16 protein-coding genes are annotated in these 23,405 nt (G+C 40.9%); 4 read left to right on the top strand and 12 right to left on the bottom strand.

Features of this window, described 5'->3' with window-relative positions; translation table 11 throughout:
- Positions 1–92 precede the first annotated feature (92 nt).
- The 12 genes from LV92_RS13470 to LV92_RS13415 all read right to left on the bottom strand — a co-directional run bounded on the left by LV92_RS13470 (position 93) and on the right by LV92_RS13415 (position 15,608).
- Positions 93–1,658, bottom strand: coding sequence for a hypothetical protein (locus LV92_RS13470; RefSeq protein ID WP_111624181.1), 1,566 nt, complete (start codon positions 1,656–1,658; stop codon positions 93–95).
- A gap of 11 nt (positions 1,659–1,669) precedes the next feature.
- Positions 1,670–3,070 (bottom strand): neutral/alkaline non-lysosomal ceramidase N-terminal domain-containing protein, encoded by a 1,401-nt coding sequence (locus LV92_RS13465; protein WP_111624180.1) that lies wholly within the window; start codon positions 3,068–3,070, stop codon positions 1,670–1,672.
- Positions 3,071–3,079: 9 nt separating this feature from the next.
- Positions 3,080–4,159, bottom strand: a complete 1,080-nt coding sequence (locus tag LV92_RS13460; RefSeq protein WP_211322985.1) for a sialidase family protein — start codon at positions 4,157–4,159, stop codon at positions 3,080–3,082.
- The gene (locus LV92_RS13455) at positions 4,156–6,522 is read right to left on the bottom strand and encodes a GH92 family glycosyl hydrolase (protein ID WP_111624178.1); all 2,367 of its coding nucleotides are present in this window, start codon (positions 6,520–6,522) and stop codon (positions 4,156–4,158) included. The genes LV92_RS13460 and LV92_RS13455 overlap by 4 nt, the downstream gene beginning before the upstream one ends.
- 15 nt (positions 6,523–6,537) lie before the next feature.
- The gene (locus tag LV92_RS13450; protein ID WP_111624177.1) at positions 6,538–7,494 is read right to left on the bottom strand and encodes an alpha/beta hydrolase; all 957 of its coding nucleotides are present in this window, start codon (positions 7,492–7,494) and stop codon (positions 6,538–6,540) included.
- Positions 7,491–8,438 carry an alpha/beta hydrolase gene (locus LV92_RS13445; RefSeq protein WP_170126327.1) on the bottom strand — a complete coding sequence of 316 codons (948 nt, stop codon included), beginning with the start codon at positions 8,436–8,438 and terminating at the stop codon, positions 7,491–7,493. The genes LV92_RS13450 and LV92_RS13445 overlap by 4 nt, the downstream gene beginning before the upstream one ends.
- Before the next feature lie 18 nt (positions 8,439–8,456).
- On the bottom strand, positions 8,457–9,737 hold the full coding sequence (locus LV92_RS13440) for a sugar MFS transporter (RefSeq protein WP_111624175.1): 1,281 nt from the start codon (positions 9,735–9,737) through the stop codon (positions 8,457–8,459).
- Positions 9,738–9,752: 15 nt separating this feature from the next.
- Positions 9,753–10,643: a bile acid:sodium symporter family protein gene (locus LV92_RS13435; RefSeq protein ID WP_111624174.1), complete on the bottom strand. Its 891-nt coding sequence runs from the start codon at positions 10,641–10,643 to the stop codon at positions 9,753–9,755.
- A 307-nt stretch (positions 10,644–10,950) separates the two neighbouring features.
- Positions 10,951–11,979, bottom strand: coding sequence for a polysaccharide deacetylase family protein (locus LV92_RS13430; protein WP_170126326.1), 1,029 nt, complete (start codon positions 11,977–11,979; stop codon positions 10,951–10,953).
- A gap of 19 nt (positions 11,980–11,998) precedes the next feature.
- A complete protein-coding gene (locus tag LV92_RS13425) occupies positions 11,999–12,919 on the bottom strand; it encodes an alpha/beta hydrolase (protein ID WP_111624173.1) in 921 nt (306 codons plus the stop codon).
- The gene (locus tag LV92_RS13420; RefSeq protein WP_111624172.1) at positions 12,903–14,288 is read right to left on the bottom strand and encodes a PhoPQ-activated pathogenicity-related family protein; all 1,386 of its coding nucleotides are present in this window, start codon (positions 14,286–14,288) and stop codon (positions 12,903–12,905) included. Before LV92_RS13420 ends, LV92_RS13425 begins: the two co-directional genes overlap by 17 nt.
- 33 nt (positions 14,289–14,321) lie before the next feature.
- On the bottom strand, positions 14,322–15,608 hold the full coding sequence (locus tag LV92_RS13415; protein ID WP_111624171.1) for a hypothetical protein: 1,287 nt from the start codon (positions 15,606–15,608) through the stop codon (positions 14,322–14,324).
- A 304-nt stretch (positions 15,609–15,912) separates the two neighbouring features.
- On the opposite strand from LV92_RS13415, the gene LV92_RS22080 reads away from it, so the two are divergent.
- The 4 genes from LV92_RS22080 to LV92_RS13395 all read left to right on the top strand — a co-directional run bounded on the left by LV92_RS22080 (position 15,913) and on the right by LV92_RS13395 (position 23,391).
- Entirely contained in the window at positions 15,913–16,863 is a 951-nt protein-coding gene (locus LV92_RS22080; protein ID WP_111624170.1) for a PKD domain-containing protein, read from the top strand.
- A gap of 43 nt (positions 16,864–16,906) precedes the next feature.
- The gene (locus LV92_RS13405; protein ID WP_111624506.1) at positions 16,907–20,311 is read left to right on the top strand and encodes a SusC/RagA family TonB-linked outer membrane protein; all 3,405 of its coding nucleotides are present in this window, start codon (positions 16,907–16,909) and stop codon (positions 20,309–20,311) included.
- Between the two features lie 23 nt (positions 20,312–20,334).
- On the top strand, positions 20,335–21,996 hold the full coding sequence (locus LV92_RS13400; RefSeq protein ID WP_111624169.1) for a SusD/RagB family nutrient-binding outer membrane lipoprotein: 1,662 nt from the start codon (positions 20,335–20,337) through the stop codon (positions 21,994–21,996).
- Between the two features lie 273 nt (positions 21,997–22,269).
- The gene (locus LV92_RS13395; protein ID WP_170126325.1) at positions 22,270–23,391 is read left to right on the top strand and encodes a metallophosphoesterase family protein; all 1,122 of its coding nucleotides are present in this window, start codon (positions 22,270–22,272) and stop codon (positions 23,389–23,391) included.
- The last annotated feature ends 14 nt before the right edge of the window (positions 23,392–23,405 follow it).

The following is a 23,405-nucleotide window of genomic DNA, read 5'->3' as shown; positions in this document are numbered from 1 at the left end:
TGGACGTAACAGAACCTTAAAGTTATAGGAAATTGATTAAAAAATGAGCCCCAACAGGTTAAATTTAATTAAGGGTGTCTAATTCCTTAGGCTTAATTCAAATCCTTGATTACCTCTGATAAGGCTTTATAAATGATCGGCCCTGTTTCTGGTCCCAAGGAATTTTCTTCCCCATAGGTGTCACCTTCGTCATTGTAGAGGTACGGTTTTCCAGTATCCCATTCACTTTTTGGTATAATGTATCCAATTTCATCATTGGAAAGGCCCAAATAAAACTTGTACTTGTCGGAAATCAATTCTTGGAGTGGCGGTATCTCCATGGGCTGTATGTCAAACTCACGCCCTTCGGGAGCTTCTATGCCACCATAAACAATTTCGGGGTATATTTCTCCGGGGATACTTAAAAATAGGGCAGGGCCTATTCTAATGGCGCCCACTTCTGTTCTGGATTTAAAATATTCCGGCATGCCCATCTTGATCAGGCCAATACCACTGGCAATCTTAAAGGTAGTATTGTCCAATGGTGCGAAAATAGTCTTCGCCCTCAGCGAAATATTGGAACTCGACAAAGTATCCCCTTTTTGTTTTAGGGCTGCCAAGGACATTATGGCAATTTGGTCGCCCAAGGCCTTTGTTTTTTCAAAAGTAGGTTCAAAATATTCTTCCCCAGTAAAGGGGTCTGGAATGCCCAAGGAGGGGTGTGGAGCCATTAGTCCGCCAATGGCTCCTGAAAAATAAATGGCCACTCCGCCAAGTCCTTCATGTACCAATTCCTCTCCATTATATACACCATTTTCCATAGCTTCCCTTATATAATGGGGAAAATCCGAACTGATCAATAAATTTTGAGACCATAGCGTTTCCGGGTGGTTGGCCCAATTGATGATGGTTCCCAAGGTAGTATCGTTTTCGGCGTCCAGTACCTGCATTAAATGTATTCCGGTTGCCTTAACAATGGGTTTTCGGGTGTCTTTGATTAGTTTGTCATCTTCCCCTGTTAGATCCTCGGCAAATACCAGCTTTGCCGGGCGTAAATTGTTGGCAGCCTCTATAACGGCAGCAACAGTTTGAGATTTTACATATTCCATCATTTCGGGATTTACTCCGGAATTGAAGATGTTTTCTCCCCAAATCCCTACAAGGTCATTACTTTCGTGGGTGTGGGTGGAGGATAATAAGGTGTAATCTATTCCCAACTCGGCAGGTATTCGTTTTCTGATGTCGATTACATCGCCATGTAAAAAACCAATGGCGTCCATAGAAATCATGGCTATTCTAGTATTGCCATCATCGATCACCATTACCCGTGACCAAACTTCATCATGTACCCCCTGGGCAGGTTTGGCATTGCTCATCCCCGCTATCCAATACGCATCAAATTTCCCGTTGTTATTGTTGTCGTTATAGGTGTCACCTTCATCCTTGCTGTATTTGTTGTTTCCATTGGCATCGTTCCAAGTGTCCACAATGGTAGGGGTAATGGGTTTTTTAGCAAATCCGGCAGTTATGGGTTGAGGGGTCTTGTTCTCTATTTTAAGATCGATGGAATAATCAGGATGGCGGTCGCGCCAGTTGTACATTACTACGGATGCCCCGACCAATAAGAGTAATAGGATACCTATCCCTAATATTTTTAACCCTTTTTTTAAAGTTTTCATTGTTTATGATTTTATAGCTTGGTATGCGTTAATTCATTGGCCATTTTATAATTGAGCTCCATTAGATAATCGCCCATACTTGGCCCGTACCACCCCATTAGTCGAGCTTCATAGGTATCAAAATAATAATATTTTTGTGGTACGATATAGCCTAGATATTGGCCGTTAAAACTACTGAGAACGGAATTGTATCCTTGAAGTTCCAAGGCATTTTTTAAATCCAGACCGTATTCCCCACTTAACTCATACGGCAGGGCAAGCCAGATGAGGTTGTTTAGTTTAAGACCCTGTACCTGTATAGGGTTCATTTTGGGCATCAGTTTGCTTCCAAGATATGGGGACAGGCGTAAGCGGTTCGATATGTAAAGGAACTGCAGATTTGGAATTTCAATTTCCGAAGATATCGCTGTTAAATCCATATTTGCCAGATATTCCATTTTGTCCAAGGCGGATCGGGCCGAATCGGCAAGGGTTTCCCCGATGTATTTGGCTTTTTCAAATTTCTCCCCAATTCCTTTATTACTGTGGCTTCCGACTGTACCGGCAAAGAATAGGGCCAGGTCAACTCCATTTTCTTCCAAATGACGTTGGAAGTACCCTGGATAATCCCCGGTATATTGTTCGTTATCGGTGCCAATTACCGTAGCATGTGCGGAAAAAGCACCAATAGTAGCTCTTATGCCGTTTTCTTGAATAAATGATAAAAGATCCAATTTGTCATTAAGACGCCCGGATTCGCCTATAATCCTATTGCGAACCAAATTGGGAACCTTAACATAGCCTGAAGAAAATTGGGCAGGTTGTTTGTCTTCCAAGGCCTGTAATATGAGGGCGGAAAATTTCTGACCTAGCCATTCTACCACCTCTGGTTGATACTCCCCACCAAAACTTTTGCCCACATAACCAGGCATACAATTGCCAATACTGGAATGGGTATGGGTAGCTCCAAAAAAAAGCTGCTCTCTGGATATTTTCCCCTTTAAATTTTCGGTAACCTTTATAACAACGTCTTCCGGTATTGCCACTAGATCGGCATTGATCAAAACAACGGTTTCATTATCGACTTCAACAGCGATTGCTTTTGCAAAAATGGAATCGTGAACACTGGTAGCAATTTTGCCGCTACCGTAACCGGCCATTTTTATATTGTTGAATTCACCTTTGGTGGGGTCTGGAGTTCCGTTTACGATTTTGGGGGTGATATTTGTCCTTGCGAAACCAGCAAGCAACTGGCCCTTGGCCTCAGTTTTATTTTTGACCGCTTCCTCTATATTTTCAATAGTATTCCTGTAATACTGCGTTTCAAAATATGGTGTGGTATCTATAGTACTGGTGGCTAAAAAGAAAAGAATAATTAGGAGCACGACAAGTACTCCAAAAACTTTAGCCAGGATTTTTAACCATTTTTTCATTATTGTTTTTTAATTAAGTTTTTGTGGATCCAATACGATATACTTCACTGTTTTTCTGTTCCAAGTATATACAATATGCACTTTCCCATCAGGAGCCTGTATCATGGTAGGATAGGAATATTCTTCCCCTTCCTTATCCGTATTTTCCCTTAAGGGCTCCAAATCCAGAACACGTTTCCAATTAGTGCCGTCATTGGACAGGGCCAGGCTCAATGGCACACGATCTCCCCAATTTTTCCCGGTTGGATTGTATACCAATAATTGGCGCCCGTCTTTTAAGCTTACGCCATCAATGCCAGAATTTGGATTGGGTAAGGCAGTGGTGGTCATTTTGCTCCAAGTATTGCCGTAATCCGAAGACCAATTTTGTGTAACAACTTCGTTTTCGGTTCTGCTCAAAAGCTGTAATTTACCATTTCCATAATTTAGGACCACGGGTTGAATGGCGCCAAATTCCTTACCATCATTAAGGGGCTGGGTTTTGGACCAAGTTTTTCCATTATCAGTACTAAGTTCTAGATGTATTTTCCATCCTTCAGTTTCGTCTTCCGTGCTGGATGGAGACAGTATTTCACCACTTGCCAATTGTATAGGTTGATTTTTTATAGGTCCTAAAATGCCATCAGGAAGTTGTACAGGCTCGGACCAGGTTTTTCCATCATCATTAGAGGTCATATACAGCCCCCACCATTCCGTAGGACTAGGTCCTACCTTGTAAAATAAAAATAGTGGTTGGTCTTTGGGTTTAAACAATACCGGGTTCCAACATGGGTATCGACTACCATCTTCCTGCACACCGTTCACTACTTCTATTGGGGTAGACCATGAACCACTTGTCTTTCGGGATACCCAAATGCCAACATCATCATTTTTTTCTTCGGTACCACCAAACCAAGAGGCTATTGCGGTGCCATTACTTACTTCTACTGTGGAGGCATGGCATTCTGGAGTAAGTGCATCTTCCAATTCATAAATAAATTCTTGTTCCACAATGGCAGGATGGTCCAATGGAACTAATTCCGGTAATTTTTCCATTTTTCCTTTACACGATACTACTAACAAGGTACACAATAAAAATAAAAGTCTCATAATGTAGATTTAGATGATTGTTGATTAATTAAAAATTGTGGCTCTTTGGCCATAATAAAGGTTAGTTGGCCACCATTGGCAATTTCTTCGTGTTTTATCCAAGTGCGGTCCAAGGGCTTACTGTTCAGCAATATTTTTTTTACATAGATGTTATTGGGGTCATAGTTTTCCGTCCCAATGTTCAATTGATGTTCGCCCATTTGTAGAACAGCACTCTTAAATAATGGTGCGCCCAGTTGATAAATGTCCGTTCCGGCAATAGGGTAAAAACCGAGGGAGCTGAAAATATACCAAGCAGATAGTGTACCTGCATCATCATTGCCGTCTATGCCCACATAGGAATTATCGTATTTATTGACCAGTATCCAACGGACCCATTTTTGGGTCAAATCGGGTCGTTCCACAGCATTGAAAAGATAGGCCGCATGGATATCCGGTTCATTTCCATGCCAGTAGTAGGAGCCTGGGGTCCAAGTCGCCTTTTTTGGATCGGCTTTGGCAAAAAAGTTGTTCAGTTCACTCACAAAATAATCCTTGTCCTTAAAAAGGGATACCAAGCCGTCTGTATCAAAGGGTACTGCCCACCGCCATTGCAAGGCACTTCCTTCGGTATAATCCTTGGTATACTCATCGTCCCAATCCGTATAGGTAAGTTGCAAGGGCTTAAATTTTTCGACAAATCCTCCATCCTTATGTCTGGGTTGAAAATATTGGGTATCTGGATTCCATACATTTTTATAAAATGTGGAATGTCTTTCAAAAAGGGCTTGGTCTTTGGGGAGTTGTAATTCTTTGGCCAAAAGGCTGATGGAATGGTCGGCCCAGGCATATTCCAGGGTCTTGCTTACAGCTTCATCCCCAAATTCTGTAGGGCAATAGCCATACTGAAGGTATCCTTCAATCTCTTCCCGGCCAGCAGCGGAACTGTCTTTGGGTATGGGCCCCAGGGCCACTTGTCTCATTTTTTTATAGGCAAGCTGCACATCAAAATTGCGTATACCCTTTAGGTATGATTCCGCAATGACCATATCGGCAGGGGAACCCAGCATGGAGTTGCTATATCCGTATCCCGAGGGCCAGCGCGGCAGGCTTCCACCTTGTTTGGACATTTCCACCAAGGAAACCAACATATCCCTTTGCTCGTCCTTTGCTATTAGATTGAATAGTGGATGCACAGTGCGGAAAGTGTCCCATAAGGACAGATCCGTGTAGTAGCTGAAATCGGTAGCCTGGTGGATTTTTTTGTCGAAGCCCATGTATTCCCCATTAACATCATTAAAGATGGTCGGCATTTGAAAACTCCGATATAAAGCGCTGTAAAAAACTTTTTTTTCTTCCAAGGTGCCGCCATCGATCTTAATTAATGCCAGTTTGCTTTCCCATTTATCCTTGGCCATTTGAAGTATTTTCGTGAAATTAAGATGGTCCACTTCCTTCTTCAGGTTTAAACGGGCATTTTCAATACTTATATACGAAATACCAACTTTGGCATTTATACTTTCTTGGGTAAATCCGAGATAAATTTTTAGACTATCACTTTTTTTACTTAGGCCTTTTTTGTCCAATGATTGTCCATCCCAGATGACATAGTCAGAAAAGGATTGGTCAAATTTTGCCACGAAGTATACCTTTACTCCACCGAATCGACTTGCAAAGCTGCCAAATGTTCTAACCGAACCTTCAATTTCATTGTTCTTGGGAAGGATATGGACAAATCCTTCCTTTGCGGGACGGTTTCCAGTGGTATTGGTAATATGGATAATTAAATTTTTACCGCCTTCTTTTGGAAAGGTATATCGGTGAAGGCCGCTACGTTCTGTGGTCGTAAGTTCGGCAACAATGTCCTCTTTTTTTAGGGCTACACTGTAATAACCGGGAAATGCGATTTCATCGTTATGGGAAAATTTATGGGCATAATCTAATTGGAAATCTATTTTGTCACTGGGTGTAGTTGTAGGGGTAAATAGAAAATGGCCTCCATCAGTAGCTCCGGTACCGGCCAAGCGGGTATGGCTAAAGCCAAGTATTTGGTTGTCGCCATAGTAATATCCCGAGGTGCTAAAATCTTTGGTGTTATTGTAGAAGGACATGGTTTCCGGACTTAGTCGCACCATGCCGAAGGGTACCGTTGCGCCTGGAAAGTTAAATCCACAAACCCAGGAAGGAAATCCACCTGTGCCAATAAAGGTGTTAACATATTTCCCTAATTGTCCAGGGCCTAAGCTTTCTGTTTGGTTCTTTGGTGTTGCCCTTACAATACTATTGTATTTAAAGCTAGCTATAAAAATAGCAAGAAGCACTAGGCCTATGACCATTCCAATGGCATAGGCAGTGATCTTCGCTATTTTTTTAAGCAACTTCATTTGGTTTCCTATTATTTAGTTTAAGGGGATGTACTTTTGAAAAAACTCATCCATGTAGTATTGACAATAGGCATTCACTTTTACTGAGGCATCCATAGTATGGGGCCATCCTTTTAGTTTGTGGTAATACGAAATGGCTTCAGCTTTTTGGAGGGTAGCATGCAAGATATCCGATTGTTCATAGGGCACCAACTCGTCCAAAGTGCCTTGAAAAGTAAGGGTAGGAGGTACGTTTTTTGAAATTAGAAATAAGGGAGACGCATTTTTATACAATTCTGGGGCCTCTTCAAAAGACTTGCCTATTAAATATTGCACCGAGGAGGCATTAATTGCGGTTTCATCTGTTAGGTTGGAAGGGCCATAAAAATTTACAAGGGCCTGAACATTAGCAGAAATTCCGTTGGCATCCACATCTTCGGGAGTATTGGAGTAAGCACCCATCATTGCTAAATGCCCGCCTGCCGAACCACCGACCAAAGCCACTTTACTGGCATCTATATGATAATCGGCCGCATTAAATTTAAGCCATCTTACCGCATCTTCCACATCGTGGAGCTGGGCCGGGTATTTAGCAAGGTCTGTTAGTCTATATTGGATGGTAGCGGTAACATAGCCTTTTTTCGCGAAACTGGCTAGATACACCAAGTAATCGTGTTTGTTTCCTTTTTTCCATGCACCACCATGGATGAAAATTATTAGAGGCGCATCTTTCTTTATATCCTTGGAATGGTAAATGTCCAATTTAAGCTGTATAGAGTCCACGGTTTTGTAGACAACATCTTTGTATTCCTTTATGTCCTCTGGAATGGGGAAGTCGGTTTCTATTATTTTTAAGGCCCCGGTTGCATAGGCTATCTTTAAAGTTGTATTGTTGGAGTATCCCTTTGGGGGGATGGACACATCATATTGTTTGGCCTTACAGCCCAACAATAAGGTCAGAGCAAATATGGGAATGAATATATTTCTAATCATAATTTTAAATGTTTTTCCAAAAATATATCTGTGTGATATTGAATATATGAGAACACCTTTGCAGAAAGGTCCATAGCATGTGGCCAACCCTTTAATTCGTGATTGTAACTGGGAACCCCATAAGATTGCAGTGTTTCATGAAGTTTTTTGGACTGGCCATAAGGGACCAGTTCATCCAAAGTGCCATGAAAGGAAATAGTTGGTGGGGAGTCTTTATTTACATATAAAATTGGTGATGCCTGTTTGTACATTTCAGGGGCTTCCTCATATGTCTTTCCAAATAATCGATGTACCCTTTTTTCCTTTTTTGCAATTTCGGTTGTTAAATCGGAAGGCCCATAAATATTTATAACGGCCTGTACATTGGTGGGTATGCCATTGTCGTCCATAGTATTGGAAGAATGGGAATAAGCATACTGCATGGCCAAATGTGCCCCTGCAGAACCACCAGCGATGGCGACCTTATTTACATTGATATTGTAATCTTTTGCATGGGATTTCAACCATTGAATGGCGTCCGCAACATCCAGGATTTGTGCAGGATATTTAGCCACGCCGCTTAATCTATATTGTATGGTCGCTGTTACATATCCTTTCTGTGCATAGCTGATCAAATAGTGTAACACATTGCTTTTCTTTCCTTTTTCCCACGCGCCACCATGTATAAAAATAATAAGGGGAGCATCTTTTTTTATGGCTTTATGTTGATAGATGTCTAGTTTTAATGATGTGGAGTCAATGGTCTTATAAACCAGATCCTTATATTCCTGGATGGTTTCCGGAATTACTACCTTGGTTATGGTGGGCTCAATGGCGCCTAGAGTATATGCTATTTTGAGACTGATGTTATTTGCAAAGCCTTTGGGTGGCTGCGAAGGATCGTATTGATTTGGCTTACAGCCAACAATCAATAGAAACATCCAAATGACAAATACTATTCTCATGACCATAATTTATTATCCTTAAGGTTCAGATTTTTTATTATTGCCGAAAAATTCTTTAAGTTTTATTGTTTTGTTATTTACTAAGGGGCTTGCCCAAAATCCGATACTAAAAATAAAACCAAGTGTGATATACAAAAAGAACATGCCACCTTTTAGTCCAACCAAATCACCTAAAGCCCCAACAATAAGTGGAACAATGGCCCCACCTACAATTCCGGAACACAATATACCCGCCAGGGCTCCATGGTTTTCCTTAACGGAGTTCAACGCTAGGGAAAAAATAACGGACCACATTACAGAGGCAAAAAAACCTACTAGGGGGAACGCCAAAACCGCTATATGGGCAGGACCGAAAAGTGCAGCTGACAAACATAGAATGGCAGCTCCAGAAAATATTTTAAGTACCAATTTGCTATCCATAAATTTTAGAAGTAGTAATCCTAAGATACAGCCCACCGTCAGTAATCCCCAAAACAAGGATATGGCATTGGCTCCCTCTATTCTAGGGTCCATACCATGATATTCCGATAAAAATTGTGACATCCAGTTGGCGACACCCTGTTCTGTGCCAACATAGGCGAACAAGCCCATAAAGAACAGGATTACTTTTTTGTTTTTTAGTAATTCTTTGTTGGTGGCCCAAGTTCCTGCTTTTTCATCTTCTTTCCTTTCAACCTTGGGCAATTTTATGGGATATATGAAGATGACCATGAACAACGAGATAATTGCGAATATCCAGTATAGGGAAACCCAAGGCAAATTCTCCGGTACTATGTCGTGAAAAGTATTGATGATAAAATTGGCATTGTCTGGACCAGAGTAATTTTCCAAATTAAGTACTAGATAGGAGAATAAAAATGGACTCATAAAGGAGGCCATTCCAAATGCCAATTGACCCATAACTGAATTAAAGGCAAATTGCTCCTCACCGCCTGCCACTCTCAGCAAGGGGTTTATAGCTACCTGCAACATGGCCATTCCCGAACCAATTAAAAATAGGGATAACAGTGCAATGGGAAAATTGGAAAAAATTGAAAATAAAATGGCTCCAATAAATGATACTAAAAATGCGGACAAGATCACCTGTTTTTCACCGTAGCGTTCTACCGCAACTCCAGAGGGTATGGAAAATACACCATAAGCAGCAAAAAAGGCGAATGGCAATAGGGCGGCCATGGTTAAACTAACCTTAAAATCCGATATGATATCCGGGATTAAGGGGCCTAAAATATTTGTAAGAAAGGAAACGACAAAAAAGATGAATAAAATAAGGGCAACAATAAACTGATTTTTTCCCATCTTATATTTGCAGGATTAATTGGCGGCATCTTTTTCCAGGCTTAATTCATCTTTTACCCCAAGTGGTTTCCTTATAAAAATAATTACAGTGGCCGTAATGAACATTAACAGGCCATAAATGGCGGGCACAATAGAATATTCGGGATTGTTCAGGGCAATGGTAGCCAATGTTATGGCCAAGGTTCCATTTTGGATTCCCGTTTCAATGGAAATGCTTATAGCCTGTGGTCTTGTAAGTTTAAAAAGTACAGCCATTAAAAATCCTATGGTCATAGTACTCACATTGAGCAGTATGGCCGGTAGCCCTGCCTCACTTAAATAGCTCATAAAAACATCTTTGACGCTAATGGTCACCCCAATGATTACCAATACAAATATGATGGCAGAAGCTATTTTCACAGGTTTCTCCATCTTGTTCGCAAAGGCTTCAAATTTATTTTTTATTAGCATGCCAATTCCTACGGGTATGATAACTATTACTAACAATTGTTTTATCATGGTTATGGCATCGACCGAAATGGCCATACTTTCATTGGAAAATTCTTCCATTGCAAATTGCACAATGAATGGGATGGTTAAAATGGAAATTATACTGGATACGGCTGTTAGGGAAACGGACAAGGCCAAATCACCTTTGGCCAAATAAGTTAACATGTTGGATGTTGGTCCCCCAGGGCAGGCTGCCAACAACATAATGCCTATAGCAGTGGTGGGCGACAAGCTTAGGGAAATGGCAATAAAATATCCTATCATTGGCAACAACAACATCTGGCAGATAAGACCTATGATCATAGCCTTTGGATAGGTAACTACCCTTTTAAAATCGGAAAGGGTCAATGATAGGCCCATCCCGAACATAATAATGATCAATGAAATGGCAAGGATAATTCCAGAGGTAGAATTCATGACAAATAGGTTTTAAAGTAAATCACTATCATTTTCCCATAATTGGGATATACACAAATAAAACTTTTTAAAAATTATTTTACTTATTATATTTTATTGTATTTGCATTATAATTTACCAAAAAATCGCATATCTGTTAATTTTTATGTTAAAAGGGTTAGGATATTTTAGATTTTCGTTTGATTTGGTTTTAAATTTAAAAGAAAAGACCGGTAAGGTCTTTTGGCCTTTGCCGGTCTTAAAATGGGCCTGTTATCATGTAAGTATTACCTGTTCTTCCTTATTGATAGACATCCTATATGGATGTTTATTTCATGGAGTTGAAGCGGGTCATGATTTCTTTCCAATTGGTAAAAATTATCCCTTCTTCTTTGAAGAAATTGATCAGATCGGGATCGGCAAAAATTTGTGACTCCCAAACCCTTTGTTGCCATGATCCGGTAATGTCCCTTAGGTTATCGGTTTCTACGGACGGGTGAAAAATGATTTCCGTAAGTCCAGGTTGCAGGGATTTTATCAAGGACTTAAAACTTTCCACTTTTTCCTCATAGGAATCCGCCTTTGGTGCACTGGTAAAAAAGTCCAATTTGGGCAAAGTGTATTCTTCCGACATTTTCACTACGGAATCATCCATAGGATAGCCTTTAGACCTAAATTCCGCCAAAACCGCTGGTACCGATATATCAATAATATTTGCCGGAATACCGTATTCCTGGGCCACTTTCATGTAGGCCTTTACATAACTGGGATCACCGAACAGGGTGCCCATATGGGTGTCTATATGGTCTGGTCTATAGCCCCAGGCAATGGATTGTTCAATTTGAGCCCGTATTTCTTTTTCCACTTCCTCGGCCGTAGCATGTTGTACTACTTCCGGAACGCTCCTCCATAGTTTGTCTTCCGGATCCAATAGTCCAGGGACTTCCGCATCTGGGGTAATTGGGCCCCAACGATGCTTTTTCCATTCACTGGTCAGCGTAAGGTGTAAACCAATATCCATAGCAGGGTTTTCCTTGGCCCAATTGATGAATTCTTCGGCGTTGGGACAGGGTATCATCACGGCGGCGGATTGTATTTCCCCCTTGGTCAATTGGTCCTTGGCAGCAATGTTCGCCTCTGGACACATCCCAATGTCATCTGCGTGCAGCATAATTACCTTTTTTCCGGCAGACCATCCTAATTTTTCGGCCCAATTTTTCGTCTCTAGAGTTGTTTCTAGTTCCGTGGAGGTATTGTTAATGGCTTCATCGGCATTTTTCTTCTTTTCCCCGCAGCCACTTAAGAAGAGGGCCATGCAAAAGCTTAATGACAAGGTAAATAGATATGACTTTTTCATTTTTTTTTGATGTTTTAATTTATAAATATTTTTTAAACCAGTTGAGGCCATCTCCGTAAATAATGTCCAACGGAGCATCCCTATGTTTGGCATCGTACCATATAATCTCTTTTGGTTCTTGTGCTGCCTTAAAAAGCAGGGTGCTCATTATAGGAGGTACTATTTCATCGTTTTTAGCATTTAACATGAGGAAGGGACGGGGAGCAATCTGCTTTACAAAGTTTAATGGCTCAATAAAGCTTACAAAATTTTTAGCCTCCTCGGTAAGAGCGTCTTTTTCATACAATAAATTCATTTGACCACCGGCCAATGCCACTATAGGAACTTTGATCCGATCTTCTACACCGCAAAAAACAGTTCCTGTTATTCCACCAAGGCTGATACCGTAATAGCCTATTCTGGAGGCGTCCAGTTCATTTCGCGTTTCAATAAAATCGACTGCTCGTCTAAGGTCAAAAACGGTCTGGCTAATGATGTTCCTGCTCCAGTATTTGTATTTCCCGGTAAGGCTAAAGTCATAAACTTCCCCTTTTCGTTCCCCGTGCCCGCTAAAATCGATCCTTAACACCGCATAGCCATTTTTGAGAAAAAGGTCGTTGCCGTAGGATAAATAATCCACGTTCTTGTTGTCTCCAAGACCATGCATCAAAATAACCACGGGTATGGGAGTGGAGATGTTTTTGGGCAGGCTTAACAGGCCGGTCACTTTTTTATCATGTACACTATTGTATGTTATATGATAAAGGGTAAAGTCGGTGGTGTCCTTTAACAGGTTAATGGAATCCCTAAGTGGTATAGCCTTGTCATAACCATAATATTCACCTACCGGTAGGGTCTCGCTAGTGTCACTTGCATAAATGACTGTGAAGGCCAATAACAGAAATACGGCGATTATTCCGGTGAACCAATATGCTTGTTTTTTTCTAAAGTATTTCATCATCGTCCGCTACATACATTCTGGTACTCTTAGTGTATTTTCCACCATTAGGGTCGGCGTATTCCAAATCAATATAAAAAGCCTTAAAGCCACTTTTTGGAAATTTCACTTGTTGAAGTATATGCTCTTGGTCCTTGGAATCCAATTTCTCTGAGGTCCAATTTTCGTCCCTAAAATCCCTGTCCGTTGAATCTGCAGACCATATATAGGCATTTTCAAGTTCATCGGAAGTGGTTTTGACCGTTAGGGTAGCCGATGTTTTGTCCGTGGTAAGGTCATAGGATAAGGAGGTCTGAGGGGTTTTCGACAACGATTTTCCCCAAAAGGCACTTAAGGCCCTCATAGCCTGTTCTCCATTACCAAGGTCATGACCGGCATTGGGTACATAGTGAACGTAATTTTCCCCAGGAATATCATTGATGTAATTTTTAATGGCATCCACTGGCCAATATTCATCATTGGTTCCGATAAATATTAATTTTGGCATAGTTAAACTGGCCCTATAGGAATAAGGATCCACCATTTGGGTAATAGCTTTACCGTCCTCAGTCCCTACAGTTTGAGGGATTTCCAATTTTATGTAATCATTGATCTGTATGCTATATTCGTTCCAAGCTGTAATTTGATAATCCAAACTTACCGGCATGTTTAAAACGTCTATTACCATTGGGGCTATGGTCTCCACCCTCTTGTCGTTTGCCCCAGTGAGCCAGGTAGTCCACCCTCTTTTGGAAGCTCCGGTAACCGTAAAGCGTGTAACCTCCATTTGAAGATTTTTGCTCGTGAATTCCTGAACGGCATCCATGGCCCTTGTAGCACTCTTTACCATAGGAAATAGTAGGGGCCATGTTGGATCCTTGTCATTTTTATAATTGTGAAGGGTAAAGGAAATAAGTTCATCTTCAGTAAGGCCATCATAAAGAGGTTGGTTGGGAACCTGTCGTACAATAGCGACTATGGCTTTGTTCTTTTCGGCTACCTGGGCAAAGCTGATGGACTTTTTATCTTCTTCATTATTTGACCAATTGGGTATCCCTTCTTTTATGCTTCCGCCAGTAATCAATAAAAGTGCCCCGTCATGGGCAACTTCTTTGGGGACTAATACGGTGAGTTCATGGGTCCAAACGTGTTCCCTCCATTTTTGGGAGGTCAGCATAAGCTCATAGGCGGTTACATCCCCTATGGCATAATTCTCTTTCACTTCCCATTTATACGTTTGATCTTCATTGTTTAAATAGCTTTGCAATGCGTTGGAAGGAGTTACTTTAGTTGCGGCCGGAGCAACATTTTCCGCCAGTTTTTTTGGACTGTCCTTACAGGAAAATATACAAAATAAGGACATCGATAAAAAAATAGAAACCAACTTTTTCATTTGGAACTTGTGTTAAAAAGGTTAAGAATTGTTTTATTTATTAGGTTTTGGACTGTTTTGGATAAGGGTCAATAGATCATTGATTAGGATTTCTCCTGTTTGTTCCCCTAGACTAGTGCGACTTACATACATATATCTTTTAAAACTGTTGAAATCCTCTTTGGTCAGGATATACCCAAAGGCATCGTTGGTCAATCCAAAAAGAAAAGGATGTTCCGTGGGCATATTTCTTTTTAAATAGTATCCTATATTGGGTAGGGCTTCACCTGGTATGGTGAGTATTTGGGCAGATCCAATATTTAATAGGTTTAGGGTTGTAGTGATATTTTGGTCAGAGTCGCCCATTTTTAATGGCGAATTGTTTAATATATACCGCATCATTTCCGAATCTATTGGGAATTCGGCCTGCGTGGAGGTACAAAAGAGTTTTGGATCTTCTTGGATTTTGGCCTCCGATAGAATCCTCAAGGCCTCGTCTGCCAAAAGGTTCCCTATTCGCTTACATTCTTCCCAATTGTTTGCTTCCGTATTATCATCCTGTCTATTGTCTGCCGTTACCATTCCTCCTTGGGCGCCGTTCATAAACAGGGCCATCCCACCTGCCTTGGCTTCAATCCTGTCATACAGGGGTCCTATTAGATCCGGACTCAATATTCCCTGATCGCTGCCTATAACCTCTGGATGAATGGCGTAGTTTACCAAAGTTACTATGGGTAGGTCCTTATTTTTGCCTTTCGTGCCCAAGGCCTGTATTACCCCGCATCTTGGGTCGTACAAATCAGGGGCGTAATAATTGTAGGCTATTTTACCTTGGGCTTCGCCAACTGCAATTTTTAATTTGGCGGGTTCCAAATTTGCTGAAGCCTCGTTAACCGCATCCGCAATTTGGGTTACGCACCATTCAAGATACTTTAAATCGGCCGAATAATTTCCCTTTTCGTCAGGGAAAGCATACGCATCAGGAGCGCTATGGGTATGTGTGGCACCGATTAATATGTTGTTGAACGGAATGTCCATGATCAATTTTCTTGCTCTATTGCCCAACGCTGCCGGCCATCCCAGATTGTCGATATTAACGATGGCTATTTTTTCTGTTCCCTTTTCCAGTACCATGGCCCTGACAAAAAGTTCCCCTTTTTTTTCGGTTGTGGGTTTAGGGGTGCCAACACCCCCAGAAACGGAAATTAAAGGGTTAGGGGTAATTATTCGTTTGGCCGCACCCACTTTTAATTGTTGGGAATGGATATTAAAAGAAACTAAAAGGATAGAGAATTGTATCGCCCATCTTGACTTACAAAGTTTGTAAGAAATATTTTTCATAAATCTTCACATTTAAATGTTAAAAATGCTCCTATTATGCATGCATAAAACTTAATAAGAATATTGACTTATTTTACAAAAATATATTTAATTTCTTAAATCGTGGGGTAATATTTAATGCATATTTAATAATATATCTGAATTGTTTTGAAAAATTTAAATATATTTTTGGTAATAGTGTAATCAAAAGGTTCTAATATTAACATATCGTTAACTAGAGGTTATCAAGTTGGGAACAAGATTTTGGTAATTGTTAATTTTTGATCTTTGGCTGCAAAAAAAAACTAACTAAAAACTTTTATTTATGACTAAAAAAAATCTAATACTGTTGTATGGAGTTTTATTTTCGATGGTACTATCCCTGTTCTCTTGTAGTTCGGATGATAGTAGCAGTTCTGAAGATATTCCTCTTTCCGCTGATATTTTTCAGAGCACAGTTGGGAAGAAAGTAGCCTTCCAAGGGTTGACCAACAGCGCCACTTCATGGGCGTGGGATTTTGGGGATGGAACTACAAGCAGTGAGAAAAACCCGGTACATGTTTATTCCGATGGGGGGTACTACACAGCTAAGTTAACGGCAACTTCTGCAGATGGAGGTTCAATTACCAAGGAAGTGAATTTGGCCTTGGATATTACACCTTATGTATTGTTGACAGGAGGTGCCACGGCGGAAAGTGGTAAAACCTGGAGGATTTCTTCCGGAAGTTCCGCTAATGATTACTTTGCCTATGCCAATGCAGAGCTCACTCCGTTTCCAGGAGCTCCATATCCCTTGCCTGCCGGTATTTTTGGATCTGGGTTGGGTATGGGAGAGATTTACGAGGACGAGTTTACCTTTTATTTTGATGGAAACTATAGCCATGATGTAAAAGCGGATGGTGCTGCTTTTAGCGGGTATCTTTATCAGTATGTAACTACTGGGGGTGCTGGTATCGTTAATGGTGGAGGGGTTGATTTTGGACTCTGTACGGGTGTTTTTACACCTGAATCGGGTGCTACTTTCACATATGTAGAGAGTGATAATTTTGAAACTTCTTCAGCGATTGAGTCAAGTGGAACAGTGTCCTTTAATGGAGTGAGTACACTAAGTTTTTCTGGGACCGAATTTATCGGCTTATTGGATTTTGAACGCAGAGTCATCATTCAGAATATCACAGATAAATCCATGCGTTTGGTCATGTTTTTGGCAGCCTCCCAGGATGCAATTGGGGTAAATACGAATGCTGTTATATTGACCTTTGAAGCCGTTGAATAATTTTAATAGATTACATATAGATAACCAATTATATACATTAAATATGGAGATACACTATTCTATAAAAGACCATGTAAGGCAATTTATTTGTTCCTTACTTTTTCTGACCCTGCTATTGTCTGGTCACGCCGTATCGGCCCAGAATACATTACTTAAGGTTTCGGGTACGGTCACTTCTTCAGAAGATGGTATACCCTTGCCAGGGGTAAGTATTATTTTAAAGGGAACCAATACAGGTAAGATAACCGATTTTGATGGTACTTACAGTTTGGATGTGCCCAACGGTACTGGTTCTCTTGTTTTTTCTTATTTGGGATTCGAGACCCAGGAGATTGGTGTTAATGGCCAAGCGACAATAAATGTTGTCATGAATCCCAGCGCACAAGAGCTTGATGAGGTGGTGGTTACTGCCTTGGGAATAAAGCGTGAGGATAAGTCATTGGGGTATTCCGTGGAAAAGGTAGTTGGTCAAGAGTTGACCCGTGTTGCGAACCCTAACGTTGTGAATTCCTTGTCAGGTAAAGTGTCAGGGGTCACTATTAACAGTACAGGAGGCACGGGGTCTTCGGTAAGTATGGTAATTAGGGGTGCAATTTCCCTAAGTTCCGATAACCAGCCATTGTTTGTAATCGATGGTGTTCCGGTAGAGAATTCCCTTAATAATATTGGAGGCTTCGGCGATAGAAACCCAGTTGATTACGGAAATGCCATTTCCGATCTTGATCCTGAGAGCGTAGCAAACGTTACTATATTAAAAGGAGCCAGTGCTGCGGCACTTTATGGTACTCGTGCGGGGAACGGAGTTGTGCTGATTACTACAAAAAGAGCCAAAGCGGGTGAAAAAATGAAGATTGAATTTACATCTAATACTGTTTTTGACATTCCTTACAAATTTATTGATACTCAATCCCGTTTTGCAACTGGTTATTTGTCATATTCACCTGAATCTGAAGGTGGAAGTATGATAATGCCCGCCGCGATTCCTGCAGGTGGAAACGGTGGCCCGGAATTGGATAAGGGTTATTTTGCGGTACAATGGAATTCCCCGTTGGACGCGAATGGGGTTCCCATCCCAACGGAATTAAAATCATATCCAAATAATATTGAGAATTTTGTCAACACGGGGATCACAACTACCAATAGTCTGGCAATTACTAATAGCTCCCAGTGGTTAAATCTTAGGTTTGGGGTCTCTAATATGGACAATACAGGGATTATTCCTAATTCCGATATGCAGCGGAATAGTTATAATTTATCCGCAACTTCCAATTTAAATAATAAACTCACGTTTAGTACCAATTTGAATTTTGTACACAGTTATGCCAAAAATAGGCCTGCTTCCAATAGGGGCACCAATCCTCTAGAGAATGCATATTATGTGCCGCCCAGTATTGATATTATGGCGATAAAAGACTACAAACTACCAGGTAACGAGGTGTACAATTTTTCCGACGATTACCCTAATCCATGGTTTATGGCCAATGAAATTAACAATGGATATTCTAGATACAGACTCTACGGAAATATGGCAATGGAATGGAACGTATCACCGGAATTTACCATTAAGAGTAGCTATAATATTAACAATTTCAATCAGACCCAGGATACAAAAATGGCACCGGGTTATAGTAGGGAGCCAAACAATGGAACCTATGGTATCGCCAAATCCGATGGTTTGGAGACGAACGTAGATTTGTTGGCAACCTATACCAAAAAATTTGAAGGCTTTGATTTGTCTGTCTCAGGAGGAGGAAACTTAATGTATCAGAAACAAACAGGTATCAGTAATTCATCAGCTAACCAGGCTGGACTTATAGTGCCTAACTTATTCACTATAGATAACATTGCCCCAACATCTTTACGATATTCCAGCTATTCTCACGAACGGGGTATAAACAGTATTTATGGATTGGCCAATTTTGGATTTTGGGATATGTTGTATTTGGATATTACGGCTAGGAATGATTGGTCCAGTACGCTACCGGTAGAAAATAGATCTTATTTTTACCCCTCTGGATCCTTGAGCTTTTTGCTCAGCGAGTTGATAGATATTCCAAAAGTCGATCTTTTGAAACTTAGGGGCGGTTATGCCGAGGTTGGAAACGATACCGATCCTTATCAATTGGATACCTATTATAATAATGGCGGTTATTGGGGAGATGCTATAATGTACGGGGCAGGTTCCCTGAATACTCCGAACCTTGAGCCGGAAAGAGCCCGTTCTTGGGAATTGGGTATGGATATGGCTATGTTTAAAAACAGGGTGCGCTTTTCTGGAACCTATTACATTGTTGAAAATAAGAATCAGATCATTCGTGTTCCTATATCGCCTTCTTCGGGAAGTTCTAGTGTGGGCATCAATGCAGGTACCTTGGAAAGCAAGGGATATGAACTTTCCCTTGGCCTGACCCCTATAAGAACTGAGGACTGGAATTTGGATCTCAACTTCAATTTCACTACTAACGAATCAAAAATTACTGCCTTAGCGGATGGAGTCGATTATATTCAATTTTGGGATGAAAACAAGAGTGTTTCCAGAGGATATGTGGCCGATCCGGCAACTGGTGAGGATGGATTGGTCGGTAATATCTATTCCCCCATGATCAGAAGGGTAACCGATGTAAATTCTCCTTATTATAATTATCCAATTCTCGGAAGTGGGGAAGATGCTGAGTGGACGGCCTCAGAAGATAGGGTGAAAGTGGGAAACTACAACCCAGATTTTATCATGGGGTTGCAAACAACACTATCCTATAAGAATTTTACACTTAACATGACCTTTGATTGGCGTTCGGGAGGACAGTACATGTCACAAACCTCTAGATATTTAGGAGATGATGGCTATATTAATAGGACTCTGAACAGTTTGGTGAATCCCGGGATTTCAGAACCTGGACCCGAACTAAAACAGTGGGTCCTAGATCATGCGGATGAATTAATTTTTGGTGAAAATTTTCTATCTGTAGGAGGAACTCCAGGGAATGGAGGATTCGCGGAAAATTTGAGTGGACGCACCGTTTATGATGGTATTTTTAGTCCTGGTGTTCAAGGGACTTACGATGCTCAAGGCAACTTTATATTGGAAAATGAAAACCTTGGAGATGTGGGCACCTCGTTTATACCATTCTCCGTTCAGAATCCATGGGATTTGGGGACACCAAATATGTTCGATGCGGATTATATAAAACTTCGTGAGGTTTCATTGAGCTATAATCTACCCAATGAATTTGTAGATAGAATTGGGGTAAGTAATGTAATCTTTTCACTGTACAGTAGAAATATAATGCTCTGGACCAAGGATTCTAATTTTGGTATAGACCCGGAAAGAGCATTTCAGGCAGAAACGGGTAAGGACAGTAGAGGTACTCAGTTTAAACAGGGTATAGAGCGTTACAACGTGGAGCCTTGGTTAGCTCCTATTGGAATCAAGATTGGAGTGACATTTTAATAAAAATTTAAACAGAAATTGAGATGTATCAAATAAAAAGCAAACTTACAATACTGATATTGGGTGTTATATTAACTGTATCATGCCATGGTCTGGAAGATTTGAATGTAAACCCGGACAAGATCGGCGGGGAAAATGTAGATCCCAATCTTTTGGTACCTACAGTAATTAATGGGGTAGGAAAGACTGTTGTTAATTTGGGTTTTGGGGATTTGGCTGGAGTAATGCAACACACCCAAAAAGATGGTTGGTCTAGTGGCCACAATGCTTATGATTGGAACAATCGTTCCCAGAGTTGGGCAGGATATTACCAGATTATGTATAATAACAAAACCTTGATCCAAAAGGCAGAGGACAGTAACTTGGATTTTCATCGTGCAGTGGGGCTAATAATGAAATCCTACATGTTTGGACTTATCACCGACCTATGGGGAGATGCCCCATATACGGAGGCACTGCGTGGTGACGAAGGACCCGAGTACTTTGATTCTGAGTTTGATGATCAGCAGACGATTTATGAGGGAATTCAATCCGACTTAAAAACTGCAAACAGCTTGTTGTCGGGAAGTCAAAGTTCCTATGCTGGTATAGACGCTAGCCAGGATATACTGTATGGTGGGGATGTTGCCAAATGGCGAAAATTTGCCAATTCCATTTCCCTGCGATATTATATGCGGCTTTCGGCCAAAAATCCTTCTTGGGCCGAGCAAGGGATCAAAGGCATAGTTAACAATCCTCAGCAATTTCCACTGATATTGCAGGCCTCCGATGATGCCAATATGGCCTATATAGGTAATACAAGTTCTGATGCATGGCCATCGAACGTTAATTTTGATGCAAGTCCACAAGGAAGCTATTTTAGGCTAAAAATGGGAAAACCTTTAGTTGATAAACTACAGGATTTAAATGACCCGAGATTGGGGGTTTGGGCAGCTAAAATTGCTGTTCCCATCGTATTGGTATCCGATGCCCCGGATGGAACCGATAATACCGTGGATGGAATAAGATATGTTTCCCAAGATATTGTGGATACTTATGAGGATCCAGTGGACGGGGTAGGTTATCCGGTAGATTATGACATGGAATACGTAGGTTACCCTCCGGGAATGACTTTTGGTATGGCTTATAATTTAAGTAAAAACACCAATCAAGGTGCTACCAACTTGCACGCTTCCCAATTAAACGAAATTTATAAGGAAGCAAGTGGCCCATTACTTCAGTCCCGATTGATTTCGGCTGCTGAAGTCAACCTTATCCTTGCTGAAGCAGCATTTAATGGTTGGATAGGAGGAACAGCAGTGCAATATTATAATGAGGGGGTCAGACAATCCCTTACTGCTTGGGGTGTGGGAGGTGATTATACTTCATATATTTCCGGTCCTGCTGCCTTTACCGGTTATGCCGATATTATTAATCAAAAATGGATTGCCAGTTGGACTGCTGCTTCCGAGTCTTGGTTCGATTATAGAAGAACAGGTCTTCCCGACCTACAATCTGGGCCTGCATCCAAACGACAAGCTTTGCCGTTGCGATTTTATTATAATATAGATGAGATAGATAACAATCCAAACGTTGAGACCGCTATTGACCAATTGGAACCCACGCCATTTAAGGGGGACGATGCCAGTAATAATAGTGCCTGGTCCAAAATGTGGTTGTTGCAAGGTACTGGAGAACCGTACTAAATTATTTGTTTGAATTAGTTTAGCAGCTATTTTAAAGGAGGCATTCCGTAAGGGCTGCCTCTTTTTATTCATGAGACCAGTATCTCAAAAACTGCAGGTTCAATGTAATGCCAAATTCTAACGAATCCCGCCTTATGAACGGGGTCAAGGGTTTATTGCCCCGATCCGAGGGTGGGAACCTTATTGGAACGGAACGTGCCCTAGGGTTTAAACCTTTATTAATGTTTTTTTCTAATGTCGGATTTATTGTTCCGAAATTTTAAAACCAAAATCATGCAAAAAGTTTTAGTCTTATTTCTCTTATGTAGCAGTGTCATAGGTATAGCACAAGTAAAAGAAAAAATTGCCTTTGGCCCTTATATTCAGCAAATGGGAACCAAGGATGCAACCATATGTTGGTCAACCCTGGAAAGTTCACCCACTCTTACGGATAAGGATGGAAATGTAAAGACCATTGGGGAATATAAACACCATAAAATTCATCTTGGTGACCTGGAGCCCAATACAGAATATAAATATGATGTACTCAACGATGGCTCAGATGAAGGAAAGGGTACACTGACTACTTATCCTGATGAAATAATCCCTTTTAATTTTGCGGTTACCGGTGACTCCCGTAACAGGCACGATGTGCATGCCAAAATAGTGGCGAAAATCATGGAGACCAATCCAAGGTTCATAATCAATTCAGGGGATTTGGTGGCAAACGGGCGCTCTATTAGCGATTGGGAAGCCTTTTTTGGGGTGAACAAGGAGCTTATGAAAAATACACCTTACTATCCTGTTTTGGGCAACCATGAAAAGGATTCGCCCTATTACTATGATCTGTTCGATTTGCCCAATAATGAAAAATACTACTATTTCACCGTTGGGGATGCGCTTTTTATTGTTCTGGACAGTGAGGGCAAACAAATTTCGGAACCGGATTTTGTCTCGGAAAAAAATAGCGATGCCTTCTGGCAAAGTGCCTTCTCGGAATATTTTAATACCCAGAAAAATTGGTTGGAAAATGTTTTGGAATTAAATAAGGAAGCGGGATTTGTGTTCATTTTTCAACACAAACCCTTGTACAGTGCCATGAAAAATAGAAAAGCAGAAGCAGAACAGACCCGTAAATTTTGGGGTGACATTTTTGAAAGGCATAAAGTGCAGGTGTTTTTAAACGGTCATGATCACCATTATCACCGTGCCACTAAAAATGGAGTCCATTATATAACCTCTGCCGGAGCAGGAGCTCCATTGTATGATATTGAGCTTACCTTGCCGGAAACCAAAAAATCTAGCAAAATAGAACATTTTGTCAATGTTCAGATCAATAAGAAAAATGCCTTTTTGTATGTGACGGATATAAACGGCGACGAAATTGAAACCGTTGAAATAAAAAGAAGAAAATAATCTTGGGTAAGGTC

It is taken from the genome of Arenibacter echinorum (assembly GCF_003259375.1).
Taxonomy (GTDB): Bacteria; Bacteroidota; Bacteroidia; order Flavobacteriales; family Flavobacteriaceae; genus Arenibacter; species Arenibacter echinorum.
Note: the sequence above shows the minus strand (reverse complement) of the source record. Positions and strands in the feature narration are given on the sequence as shown.

Excerpts from the sequence above, each read along its gene's own strand:
- LV92_RS13470 (WP_111624181.1), bottom strand. The coding sequence starts at position 1,658 with ATGAAAACTTTAAAAAAAGGGTTAAAAATATTAGGGATAGGTATCCTA.
- LV92_RS13465 (WP_111624180.1), bottom strand. The coding sequence starts at position 3,070 with ATGAAAAAATGGTTAAAAATCCTGGCTAAAGTTTTTGGAGTACTTGTC.
- LV92_RS13460 (WP_211322985.1), bottom strand. The coding sequence starts at position 4,159 with ATGAGACTTTTATTTTTATTGTGTACCTTGTTAGTAGTATCGTGTAAA.
- LV92_RS13455 (WP_111624178.1), bottom strand. The coding sequence starts at position 6,522 with ATGAAGTTGCTTAAAAAAATAGCGAAGATCACTGCCTATGCCATTGGA.
- LV92_RS13450 (WP_111624177.1), bottom strand. The coding sequence starts at position 7,494 with ATGATTAGAAATATATTCATTCCCATATTTGCTCTGACCTTATTGTTG.
- LV92_RS13445 (WP_170126327.1), bottom strand. The coding sequence starts at position 8,438 with ATGAGAATAGTATTTGTCATTTGGATGTTTCTATTGATTGTTGGCTGT.
- LV92_RS13440 (WP_111624175.1), bottom strand. The coding sequence starts at position 9,737 with ATGGGAAAAAATCAGTTTATTGTTGCCCTTATTTTATTCATCTTTTTT.
- LV92_RS13435 (WP_111624174.1), bottom strand. The coding sequence starts at position 10,643 with ATGAATTCTACCTCTGGAATTATCCTTGCCATTTCATTGATCATTATT.
- LV92_RS13430 (WP_170126326.1), bottom strand. The coding sequence starts at position 11,979 with ATGAAAAAGTCATATCTATTTACCTTGTCATTAAGCTTTTGCATGGCC.
- LV92_RS13425 (WP_111624173.1), bottom strand. The coding sequence starts at position 12,919 with ATGATGAAATACTTTAGAAAAAAACAAGCATATTGGTTCACCGGAATA.
- LV92_RS13420 (WP_111624172.1), bottom strand. The coding sequence starts at position 14,288 with ATGAAAAAGTTGGTTTCTATTTTTTTATCGATGTCCTTATTTTGTATA.
- LV92_RS13415 (WP_111624171.1), bottom strand. The coding sequence starts at position 15,608 with ATGAAAAATATTTCTTACAAACTTTGTAAGTCAAGATGGGCGATACAA.
- LV92_RS22080 (WP_111624170.1), top strand. The coding sequence starts at position 15,913 with ATGACTAAAAAAAATCTAATACTGTTGTATGGAGTTTTATTTTCGATG.
- LV92_RS13405 (WP_111624506.1), top strand. The coding sequence starts at position 16,907 with ATGGAGATACACTATTCTATAAAAGACCATGTAAGGCAATTTATTTGT.
- LV92_RS13400 (WP_111624169.1), top strand. The coding sequence starts at position 20,335 with ATGTATCAAATAAAAAGCAAACTTACAATACTGATATTGGGTGTTATA.
- LV92_RS13395 (WP_170126325.1), top strand. The coding sequence starts at position 22,270 with ATGCAAAAAGTTTTAGTCTTATTTCTCTTATGTAGCAGTGTCATAGGT.